Below are 10441 nucleotides of genomic sequence, written 5' to 3'. Positions count from 1 at the left end.
GGTCATCGTCAGGCACTTATTCAGAAAAGCCCCGAGCATCGTGAGATGCTCGGGGTTTTTTGCATCTGGGGGCGACGCCTTCGTCCGGGGCGTCGACCGCCTAACGAATTGGTCGAGGCGATTTCCGGGGGCGGCGCCATCCGCTAGAATGTGCCATTTCCCGTCAGGGGCATGCGCATGACCATTGGTGACCTGATCCGCCTGCTGAGCGATGGCGAGTTCCACTCCGGGCAGCAGCTCGGCGAGCAGCTCGGGGTGTCCCGGGCGGCGGTCTGGAAGCAGCTGCACAAGCTCGAATCGCTGGGCATCGCCATGGAGGCGGTGAAGGGGCAGGGGTATCGCCTCGCCGAACCGCTGGAGCTACTCGATGGCCCGCGCATCGTCGCAGGCCTCTCGCGCCAGGCGCGCACCCACCTGACGCGGCTGTTCGTCGAGGAGACGCTGCCCTCGTCCAACGCCTTCCTGCGCGAGCGCTTCGCCCAGGGGGCGGGGCACGGCGAGGTGTGCCTGGTGGAGCAGCAGAGCGCGGGGCGCGGTCGCCGCGGACGGACCTGGAACACCCCCTGGGGACGCAGCCTGATGCTCTCGCTGGGCTGGCGGGTGGAGTCCGGCATCGCCGCCCTGGAGGGGCTCAGCCTGGCGGTGGGCGTGGCCCTGGCACAGGTGCTGGAGGCCCATGGCGCCCGGCCACGCCTGAAGTGGCCCAACGATGTGCTGCTCGAGACCCCCGAGGGCGGGTTCGGTAAGCTCGCCGGGATCCTGGTGGAGGTCAGCGGCGACGCCTCGGGCCCCTGCGAGGTGGTGATCGGCATGGGCATCAACGTCTCCCTGCCCGAGGCGTTCCGCGGCACCATGGACCAGCCGGTCGCCGCCGTGGAGGACCAGGTACCGGGCATCTCGCGCAATCTGCTGGCGGTGGACCTGCTCGAGGCGCTGCTGCCGCTGGTCGCCGGCTTCGAGCGTGAGGGCTTCGCCCCCTGGCGTGACGCCTGGAACGCGCGCCACGCCTTCGCCGGCCGCGAGGTGGATATCCTCAACGGCCAGGGCCGCGAGGTGGCGACGGCCGAGGGCGTCGATGCGTCGGGCAACCTGGTGGTCAGCCGGTCGGGGCACCGGCATGCCCTGGCGGGAGGGGAGATCAGCGTGCGCGTGCGACCATGATTCTTGACCTTGATATCGGCAATACCCTCTCGAAGTGGCGCCTGAAGGATGCCGACAGCAGCGAGATCCGCTCCCGGGGTGCGGTGTGGACCCGCGAGGAGTGGCGCCCGGGCGCGGATATCCCCGACCTGGACGTGGTGGAGGCGGTGCGCATCTCCAGCGTGGCACGCCGTGCGGTGCTAGACGAGACCGTCGCCCTGCTGCGTCAGCGGGTGGGCAGCGTGCACGTGGCGCGCTCGACCCCGGAGGCGCTGGGCGTGACCAACGGCTACGAGGAGCCCGAGCGTCTCGGCGTCGACCGCTGGCTGGGCGCCCTGGCCGGCTACCAGCTGGCCGGGGGGTGCTGCGCGGTGGACTGCGGCAGTGCCATCACCATCGATTTCGTGCTCCCCGGCGGCCGCCACCTGGGCGGCTACATCCTGCCCGGCCTGCGGCTGATGAAGGAGAGCCTCAAGCTCGGTACCCGCAACGTGGCGATCGACCCGGACAGCGAGGCGGAGGAGTTGCTGGTGCCGGGGCGGCGCACGGTGGAGGCGGTGAACCACGGCATCTACATGGCGGCGGTCAGCGCCATCAACCGGGTCTATGCGGAGGTGTGCGACAGCGAGGGAGTAGCGCTGCCGCTGCTGGTCACCGGCGGCGATGCCAGGATCGTCTCCCGCGGTCTTCAGGTGCCCCACGCGGTGTGGCCCGACATGGTCTACGGCGGGCTCGAGGCTTGCTTCCCGCTCACCGCCGCGGAGCGGGCGGGGCGCATGGCCGGTGCGCCGTGGGTGCCGGCACCGGTGGGGCTGGAAAAGATCCGCGCGGGGCTTGCGTTTTCCATGCTGCTTTGACACAATGCGCCGCGTTCCGAGGCGAAGGGCGGCACCAGGCGTGTTGCGTCGCCGGTTGAAGAAGCTGATAAAACAGCAACTTGACATCGGGGCCTGCGGTGATAAGATATACCGCCAGTTGGAGGGGTTCCCGAGTGGCCAAAGGGAGCAGACTGTAAATCTGCCGCGAAAGCTTCGAAGGTTCGAATCCTTCCCCCTCCACCAGAATCGGATCACGGTGATGGCGACGTCATTGGGATCGCACAGAGTGGGTAGGCGGGCATAGTTCAATGGTAGAACCTCAGCCTTCCAAGCTGATGGTGCGGGTTCGATTCCCGCTGCCCGCTCCAGCATCTGCGGATGTAAAGGTTGCGCTCATGTAGCTCAGGGGTAGAGCACACCCTTGGTAAGGGTGAGGTCGACGGTTCAAATCCGTCCATGAGCTCCACATCGAAAAGGCGAGCCACGGCTCGCCTTTTCTCTTTCTCCCTGGCAGACATGCCGCGGAGGAGGGGTTGCCAGGCGAAACGGCTTTCGCTATCATGGCGCCCGCTGTAGCAAGCCGCCTGCAAAGGGTGGTGTCATGCAGATACAGGCCAGTAGCTCAATTGGCAGAGCAGCGGTCTCCAAAACCGCAGGTTGGGGGTTCGATTCCCTCCTGGCCTGCCAGTCTTCCCCAGGCTGGCATGCTTCCCTGAAAGATTTCACGTTTCGATTGCCGCACCCTGAGGAGTCTCGTTGTCATGAAACAAAGCGCCGAGGTGCAAGAGTCGCGCCACGACGGACTCAAGTGGGCGGTTGTCGTCACTCTGGTGGTGCTGGCGGTGGTCGGCAACACCTATTTTGCCGACCAGGCACTGCTCTACCGCGTGCTGGGCGTGGTGGCGCTCTCGGTCGTGGCCGCCCTGGTGGCGCTGACCACCGCCAAGGGGCGCAGCCTGACCGAGCTTGCTCGCGCCGCCAAGAAAGAGATCCAGCGCGTGGTGTGGCCGACCCGCCCCGAGACCGTGCAGACCACCGCCATCGTGTTGGTCGCCGTGCTGGTGGTCGGCCTGATGCTGTGGCTGATCGACACCCTTCTTGGCTGGGCGATGTCCGGCGTTATCGGTTAGGAGCCCTCATGTCCAAGCGTTGGTACGTCGTTCACGCCTACTCCGGCTTCGAGAAGCATGTCATGCGCTCCCTCAAGGAGCGCGTGAAGATGTTCGGCATGGAGGATCGCTTCGGCGAGATCCTGGTGCCGACCGAGGAAGTTGTCGAGATGCGTGACGGCAAGCGCCGCAAGAGCGAGCGCAAGTTCTATCCCGGCTACGTGCTGGTCGAGATGGAGATGGACGACGAGACCTGGCACCTGGTCAACGAGACCCCGCGCGTCATGGGGTTCATCGGCGGGACCAAGGAGAAGCCGGCGCCCATCACCCAGAAGGAGGCCGACGCCATCCTGCGTCGGGTGCAGGACGGCACCGATAAGCCGCGTCCCAAGACGCTGTTCGAGCCGGGCCAGTCCGTGCGCGTCATCGATGGCCCCTTCGCCGACTTCAATGGCGTGGTCGAAGAGGTCAACTACGACAAGAGCCGCCTGCAGGTCAGCGTGCTGATCTTCGGGCGCTCGACCCCCGTCGAATTGGAATTCGCGCAGGTGGAGAAGGAGTGATCCGCTCCGCCAGGCGCTGACATCGCGGCCGCCGCTCGGTCGCATCACCGGGGAGCCGAAAGGCGCTACTACCCAACTGGAGTCTACACATGGCCAAGAAAGTACAGGCTTACATCAAGCTGCAGGTGGCAGCTGGTAAGGCCAACCCGAGCCCCCCCGTGGGCCCCGCGCTGGGTCAGCACGGCGTGAACATCATGGAGTTCTGCAAGGCGTTCAACGCCGAGACCCAGGACATCGAGCCGGGTCTGCCCACTCCGGTGGTGATCACCGTCTACTCCGACCGCAGCTTCACCTTCGTCACCAAGACCCCGCCCGCCGCGGTCCTGCTGAAGAAAGCCGCTGGCATCAAGTCCGGCTCCGGTGAGCCGAACAAGAAGAAGGTCGGTACCGTGACCCGCGAGCAGCTCGAGGAGATCGCCAAGACCAAGGAGCCGGACCTCACGGCTGCCGATCTCGACGCCGCGGTGCGCACCATTGCCGGTAGTGCCCGCAGCATGGGCCTGAACGTGGAGGGTCTCTGATCATGGCCAAGCTGTCCAAGCGCGCACAGATGATTCGCGAGAAGGTCGACCCCACCAAGGTCTACTCCCTCGAGGAGGCGGTGGCCCTGCTGGCCGAGCTCTCCACCGTCAAGTTCAAGGAGTCCCTGGACGTCGCCATCAACCTCGGCGTCGACCCGCGCAAGTCCGACCAGGTGGTCCGCGGCGCGACCGTGATGCCCAACGGTACCGGCAAGGACGTCCGCGTGGCGGTCTTCACCCAGGGTGCCAACGCCGACGCCGCCAAAGACGCCGGTGCCGACATCGTCGGCATGGATGACCTGGCCGAGCAGGTCAAGAAGGGTCAGCTCGACTTCGACGTGGTGATCGCCTCGCCGGACGCCATGCGCGTCGTCGGCCAGCTGGGTCAGATCCTCGGCCCGCGCGGCCTGATGCCGAACCCCAAGGTCGGCACCGTGACCCCGGACGTCGCCACCGCGGTGAAGAACGCCAAGGCGGGCCAGGTGCGTTTCCGTACCGACAAGAACGGCATCATCCATACCACCCTTGGCAAGGTCGACTTCGACGCGGCCGCCATCCAGGGCAACCTGGAGGCGCTGGTCGCCGACCTGAAGAAGCTCAAGCCGAGTACTTCCAAGGGCATCTACTTCAAGAAGGTCACCCTGTCCAGCACCATGGGCCCGGGCTTGACCATCGACCATTCCGCCCTGGTGTGATCGGGCGAGCGGTCGAACATACAGCAAGAACTTTGCGGTCCCCGTGTCGAGCAGGTCTCGCCGGCGGGGCACCGTCAAAGACCGCAGGTGCCGCCTCGTTTCGCTGAGGCGGCTTAATCGCCCCGCACGGGGTGGCCTGCGCAGATGGTGTTGCCGCCAGGCTTCTGGTGAGCACCATCACCCAGGACTCCCGCCCACGCCCTCGGGCGGGCGGGAGAGATGGTAACCACCGGAACCCTCATCGCGAGGTTCCGGCACGAAGGAGTGATCACTGTGCCACTAGCACTCGAAGGCAAGAAGGCGATTGTTGCCGAGGTCAGTGAAGCGGCCAAGGATGCGCTCTCCGTCGTAGTTGCCGATTCTCGTGGCGTCCCGGTCAGCAAGATGACCGACCTGCGCAAGCAGGCCCGCGAGAATGGCGTCCAGCTGCGTGTTGTCCGCAACACCCTGGCACGCCGCGCCCTGTCCGGAACTCCCTGGGAGATCCTGGACGAGACCTTCTCGGGTCCGACTCTGCTGGCCTTCTCCTACGAGCACCCGGGCGCCGCCGCCCGCCTGTTCAAGGAGTTTGCCAAGGAGGAGAAGAACTTCGAGGTCAAGGCGCTGGCCTACGAGGGCGAGCTGATCCCGGCCGCCGACCTGGACCGCCTGGCGACCCTGCCGACCTACGACGAGGCCATCGCCAAGCTGATGTCCGTCATGAAGGAGGCATCCGCCGGCAAGCTGGTTCGTACCCTGGCCGCCCTGCGCGACCAGAAGCAGGAGGAGGCCGCCTGAACGGCGAACTCCCCGCGCTAGCTCGAATCGAATACTGAATCCCGAGTCGACGCCCGAGCGTCGCTCCCGCAAAGTTAGGAAACGTGACAATGGCACTGACCAAAGAAGACATCATCAACGCCGTCGCCGACATGTCCGTGATGGAAGTGGTCGAGCTGATCGAGGCCATGGAAGAGAAGTTCGGCGTCTCTGCCGCCGCCGCCGTCGTGGCCGGCCCGGGTGGTGGTGAAGCCGCCGCCGCCGAGGAGCAGACCGAGTTCGACCTGGTGCTGACCAGCGCCGGCGACAAGAAGGTCAACGTGATCAAGGTGGTTCGCGAGATCACCGGCCTCGGCCTGAAGGAAGCCAAGGGTGCCGTCGACGGCGCGCCGGCGACCATCAAGGAAGGCATGTCCAAGGAAGATGCAGAAGCGGCCAAGGCCAAGCTGGAAGAAGCCGGCGCGGGCGTGGAGCTCAAGTAAGTCCTTGAGCGACATGGCTTCACGCGCTGCGTAAGCTTCCACGGCTGGTGGCGGGACACCCGCTGCCGGCCTTTTTCTGTTGTCACTGGCCGCTGCCCCAGGCAGACCGGCCAGCCGAATTCCAGAAGGCGAGCGACCCTCCGTGGCGCTTGCCTTCATCGCCTGACGGAGCCGCACCCCGTCGGGTGGCGCCGACCACGCATCGGTCACCCATGGTGAACAAGCTGGGGAATACAGATGGCTTACTCATACACTGAGAAAAAACGCATCCGCAAGGATTTCGGCAAACTGCCCCAAGTGATGGATGTGCCCTACCTGCTGGCGATCCAGCTTGATTCCTACTACGACTTCCTCCAGCAGGACCGTGCGCCCGAGGAGCGTCTCGAGGTCGGCCTCCATGCCGCCTTCCGGTCGGTATTCCCGATCGAGAGCTTCTCCGGCAATGCCGCCCTGGAGTACGTCAGCTACCGCTTCGGCACCCCGGCGTTCGACGTCAAGGAGTGCCAGCTGCGCGGCGTCACCTACTCGGCTCCCCTGCGCGTCAAGGTCCGCCTGATCATCTACGACAAGGAGTCGTCCAACAAGGCGATCAAGGACATCAAGGAGCAGGAAGTCTATATGGGGGAGATCCCCCTGATGACCGAGAACGGTACCTTCGTGGTGAACGGTACCGAGCGCGTCATCGTCTCCCAGCTGCACCGCTCCCCCGGCGTGTTCTTCGACCATGACAAGGGCAAGAGCCACTCCTCCGGCAAGCTGCTCTACTCCGCGCGGGTGATCCCCTACCGCGGCTCCTGGCTCGACTTCGAGTTCGACCCCAAGGACAACGTCTTCGTGCGCATCGACCGTCGCCGCAAGCTGCCGGCCACGGTGCTGCTGCGCGCCCTGGGCATGAGCGCCGAGGAGATCCTCGAGGAGTTCTTCGAGACCAGCAGCTTCCATATCGAGAAGAATGGCTTCTACTGGGAGCTGGTGCCGTCGCGCCTGCGCGGCGAGACCGCCACCTTCGACATCAAGGACGCCGATGGCGGCGTGATCGTCGAGGAGGGGCGCCGCATCACCCAGAAGCATATCCGCCAGCTGGAGAAGGCCGGCCTGGAGCGTCTCGAGGTGCCGATGGAGTACCTCTTCGGCAAGACGCTGGCCAAGGACCAGGTCGACCCCAACACCGGCGAGCTGCTCTGCCCCTGCAACACCGAGATCACCCCGGAGCTGCTGGAGAAGCTGGGCCAGGCCGGCATCACCCGCCTGGAGACCCTCTACACCAACGACCTGGATTGCGGTCCCTTCATCTCCGACACCCTCAAGCTGGACACCACCGGGTCCCAGCTCGAGGCGCTGGTGGAGATCTACCGCATGATGCGTCCCGGCGAGCCGCCCACCAAGGAGGCCGCCGAGACCCTGTTCAACAACCTGTTCTTCAGCGAAGACCGCTACGACCTCTCCGGCGTCGGTCGCATGAAGTTCAACCGTCGCCTGCGTCGCGACAGCGACACCGGCTCCGGCGTGCTCGACCGTCGTGACATCCTCGACGTGCTCAAGGAGCTGATCTACATCCGTAACGGCTTCGGCGAGGTGGACGACATCGACCACCTGGGCAACCGCCGCATCCGCTGCGTCGGCGAGATGGCCGAGAACCAGTTCCGCGTGGGCCTGGTGCGCGTCGAGCGCGCGGTCAAGGAGCGCCTCTCCATGGCCGAGAGCGAGGGGCTGATGCCCCAGGACCTGATCAACGCCAAGCCCGTCGCCGCGGCGGTCAAGGAGTTCTTCGGGTCGAGCCAGCTCTCGCAGTTCATGGACCAGAACAACCCGCTCTCCGAGGTCACCCACAAGCGCCGCGTCTCCGCGCTCGGCCCGGGCGGCCTGACCCGCGAGCGGGCCGGCTTCGAGGTGCGTGACGTCCACGCCACCCACTACGGCCGCCTGTGCCCGATCGAGACGCCGGAAGGTCCCAACATCGGCCTGATCAACTCGCTGGCCACCTACAGCCACACCAACAGCTACGGTTTCCTCGAGACGCCGTACCGCAAGGTGGTGGACAGCCAGGTGACCGACGACGTGGTCCACCTCTCGGCGATCGAGGAGGGTGACTTCGTCATCGCCCAGGCCTCGGCGACCGTGGACGAGGGCGGCAAGCTGGTGGACGACCTGGTCCAGGTGCGCCACAAGGGCGAGACCACCTTCATGCGTCCCGAGCAGGTGACCCTGATGGACGTCTCGCCGCGCCAGGTGGTCTCCGTGGCGGCCGCGCTGATCCCCTTCCTGGAACACGATGACGCCAACCGCGCCCTGATGGGCGCCAACATGCAGCGTCAGGCGGTGCCCACCCTGCGTGCCGACAAGCCGCTGGTCGGCACCGGCATGGAGCGCTTCGTGGCCCGTGACTCCGGCGTCTGCGCCGTGGCGCGGCGTGGCGGCGTGATCGACTCGGTGGATGCCAAGCGCATCGTGGTGCGTGTCAACGAGGACGAGATCATCGGCGGCGAGGCCGGCGTCGATATCTACAACCTCACCAAGTACGTGCGCTCCAACCAGAACACCTGCCAGAACCAGCGCCCCATCGTGCGCCCGGGTGACGGCGTGGCGCGCGGCGACATCCTCGCCGACGGTCCCTCCGTGGACATGGGCGACCTGGCCCTGGGCCAGAACATGCGCATCGCCTTCATGCCCTGGAACGGCTACAACTTCGAGGACTCCATCCTGCTCTCCGAGCGGGTGGTCCAGGAGGACCGTTTCACCACCATCCACATCCAGGAGCTGACCTGCGTCTCCCGCGACACCAAGCTGGGGCCGGAGGAGATCACCTCCGACATCCCCAACGTGGGCGAGTCGGCGCTGGCCAAGCTGGACGAGGCGGGCGTGGTCTACATCGGCGCCGAGGTCGGCCCGGGCGACATCCTGGTCGGCAAGGTCACGCCCAAGGGCGAGACCCAGCTGACCCCGGAGGAGAAGCTGCTGCGCGCCATCTTCGGCGAGAAGGCGTCCGACGTGAAGGACACCTCCCTGCGTGCCCCCACCGGCATGAAGGGCACCGTCATCGACGTCCAGGTGTTCACCCGCGACGGCGTGGAGAAGGACTCCCGTGCGCTCTCCATCGAGCAGATGCAGCTCGACGAGGTGCGCAAGGACCTCCAGGAGACCTACCGCATCGCCGAGGACGCCACCTTCGAGCGCCTCAAGCGCACCCTCTCCGGCCAGGCCGTCAACGGTGGGCCGAAGCTGAAGAAGGGCGACGTCCTCACCGACAGCTACCTCGACGAGCTGCCGCGTCAGCAGTGGTTCAAGCTGCGCCTGCAGGACGAGGCGCTCAACGAGCTGCTGGCCCAGGCCGACGAGCAGCTCGAGAACCGTCGCAAGGAGATGGACGAGCGCTTCGAGGACAAGAAGCGCAAGCTCACCCAGGGCGACGACCTGGCGCCGGGCGTGCTCAAGATCGTCAAGGTCTACATGGCGGTGAAGCGTCGCCTGCAGCCGGGCGACAAGATGGCCGGCCGTCACGGTAACAAGGGTGTCATCTCGGCTATCATGCCCATCGAGGACATGCCCTTCGACGACCAGGGCGAGCCGGTGGACGTGGTGCTGAACCCGCTGGGCGTGCCGTCGCGCATGAACGTGGGGCAGATTCTCGAGACCCACCTGGGCCTCGCCGCCTGGGGGCTGGGCCGCCGGATCGAGCACCTGCTGCGCGACGCCCGCGAGCAGCAGGTCGCCGAGATCCGCGACTTCCTGGGACAGGTCTACAACACCACCCCGGGCACCAAGGTCGAGGCGCTCGAGACGCTCTCCGACGACGAGGTGATCGCCCTGGCCAAGAACCTCAAGGCGGGCGTGCCGATGTCCACCCCGGTCTTTGACGGCGCCAACGAGCACGAGATCAAGCACCTGCTGCGCCTGGCCGAGCTGCCGGATTCCGGCCAGATGACGCTCTACGACGGCCGTACCGGCGACGCCTTCGACCGTCCGGTGACCGTCGGCTACATGTACATGCTCAAGCTCAACCACCTGGTGGACGACAAGATGCACGCGCGCTCCACCGGCTCCTACTCGCTGGTCACCCAGCAGCCGCTGGGCGGCAAGGCGCAGTTCGGTGGTCAGCGCTTCGGTGAGATGGAGGTGTGGGCCCTGGAGGCGTACGGCGCCGCCTACACCCTGCAGGAGATGCTCACCGTCAAGTCCGACGACGTGGAGGGCCGCACCAAGATGTACAAGAACATCGTGGATGGCGACCACACCATGCAGGCGGGCATGCCGGAGTCCTTCAACGTGCTGGTGAAGGAGATCCGCTCGCTGGGCATCGACATCGAGCTCGAGAGCTGAGGCGGCCGACGCTTCACACTATGACGGTCCGCGGGGGTGC

9 protein-coding genes and 4 tRNA genes are annotated in these 10441 nt (G+C 66.1%); all 13 read left to right on the top strand.

Annotation, left to right across the window (positions count from 1 at the left end; genetic code table 11):
* The first annotated feature begins 177 nt into the window (after positions 1 to 177).
* Complete coding sequence (locus Q673_RS35465) at positions 178 to 1161, top strand: biotin--[acetyl-CoA-carboxylase] ligase (protein WP_023007565.1); 984 nt, start codon at positions 178 to 180, stop codon at positions 1159 to 1161.
* Complete coding sequence (locus tag Q673_RS35460; RefSeq protein WP_023007564.1) at positions 1158 to 1997, top strand: type III pantothenate kinase; 840 nt, start codon at positions 1158 to 1160, stop codon at positions 1995 to 1997. Before Q673_RS35465 ends, Q673_RS35460 begins: the two co-directional genes overlap by 4 nt.
* Positions 1998 to 2117: 120 nt before the next feature.
* Positions 2118 to 2201: transfer RNA gene (locus tag Q673_RS35455), tRNA-Tyr, on the top strand.
* A 51-nt stretch (positions 2202 to 2252) separates the two neighbouring features.
* Positions 2253 to 2326: transfer RNA gene (locus Q673_RS35450), tRNA-Gly, on the top strand.
* Positions 2327 to 2349: 23 nt separating this feature from the next.
* Positions 2350 to 2424: transfer RNA gene (locus Q673_RS35445), tRNA-Thr, on the top strand.
* A gap of 145 nt (positions 2425 to 2569) precedes the next feature.
* Positions 2570 to 2645, top strand: a tRNA-Trp gene (locus tag Q673_RS35440).
* 74 nt (positions 2646 to 2719) lie between these two features.
* Positions 2720 to 3088: a preprotein translocase subunit SecE gene (secE, locus tag Q673_RS35435; RefSeq protein ID WP_023007563.1), complete on the top strand. Its 369-nt coding sequence runs from the start codon at positions 2720 to 2722 to the stop codon at positions 3086 to 3088.
* A gap of 8 nt (positions 3089 to 3096) precedes the next feature.
* Complete coding sequence (gene nusG / locus Q673_RS35430) at positions 3097 to 3630, top strand: transcription termination/antitermination protein NusG (RefSeq protein ID WP_023007562.1); 534 nt, start codon at positions 3097 to 3099, stop codon at positions 3628 to 3630.
* 89 nt (positions 3631 to 3719) lie between these two features.
* The gene (gene rplK / locus Q673_RS35425; RefSeq protein WP_023007561.1) at positions 3720 to 4151 is read left to right on the top strand and encodes a 50S ribosomal protein L11; all 432 of its coding nucleotides are present in this window, start codon (positions 3720 to 3722) and stop codon (positions 4149 to 4151) included.
* A 2-nt stretch (positions 4152 to 4153) separates the two neighbouring features.
* Positions 4154 to 4846 (top strand): 50S ribosomal protein L1, encoded by a 693-nt coding sequence (rplA, locus tag Q673_RS35420; protein WP_023007560.1) that lies wholly within the window; start codon positions 4154 to 4156, stop codon positions 4844 to 4846.
* 273 nt (positions 4847 to 5119) lie between these two features.
* On the top strand, positions 5120 to 5623 hold the full coding sequence (gene rplJ, locus Q673_RS35415; protein WP_023007559.1) for a 50S ribosomal protein L10: 504 nt from the start codon (positions 5120 to 5122) through the stop codon (positions 5621 to 5623).
* Positions 5624 to 5712: 89 nt separating this feature from the next.
* Complete coding sequence (gene rplL, locus Q673_RS35410; protein WP_023007558.1) at positions 5713 to 6084, top strand: 50S ribosomal protein L7/L12; 372 nt, start codon at positions 5713 to 5715, stop codon at positions 6082 to 6084.
* Between the two features lie 237 nt (positions 6085 to 6321).
* Complete coding sequence (gene rpoB, locus Q673_RS35405; RefSeq protein WP_031218886.1) at positions 6322 to 10401, top strand: DNA-directed RNA polymerase subunit beta; 4080 nt, start codon at positions 6322 to 6324, stop codon at positions 10399 to 10401.
* Positions 10402 to 10441: the final 40 nt, after the last annotated feature.

It is taken from the genome of Halomonas sp. PBN3, from assembly GCF_000475415.1.
Lineage (GTDB): Bacteria > Pseudomonadota > Gammaproteobacteria > Pseudomonadales > Halomonadaceae > Halomonas > Halomonas shengliensis.
This window is presented reverse-complemented; position numbering and strand designations above follow the sequence as displayed.

Coding starts and splice junctions, on each gene's coding strand:
- Q673_RS35465 (WP_023007565.1), top strand. CDS start 178: ATGACCATTGGTGACCTGATCCGCCTGCTGAGCGATGGCGAGTTCCAC.
- Q673_RS35460 (WP_023007564.1), top strand. CDS start 1,158: ATGATTCTTGACCTTGATATCGGCAATACCCTCTCGAAGTGGCGCCTG.
- secE (WP_023007563.1), top strand. CDS start 2,720: ATGAAACAAAGCGCCGAGGTGCAAGAGTCGCGCCACGACGGACTCAAG.
- nusG (WP_023007562.1), top strand. CDS start 3,097: ATGTCCAAGCGTTGGTACGTCGTTCACGCCTACTCCGGCTTCGAGAAG.
- rplK (WP_023007561.1), top strand. CDS start 3,720: ATGGCCAAGAAAGTACAGGCTTACATCAAGCTGCAGGTGGCAGCTGGT.
- rplA (WP_023007560.1), top strand. CDS start 4,154: ATGGCCAAGCTGTCCAAGCGCGCACAGATGATTCGCGAGAAGGTCGAC.
- rplL (WP_023007558.1), top strand. CDS start 5,713: ATGGCACTGACCAAAGAAGACATCATCAACGCCGTCGCCGACATGTCC.
- rpoB (WP_031218886.1), top strand. CDS start 6,322: ATGGCTTACTCATACACTGAGAAAAAACGCATCCGCAAGGATTTCGGC.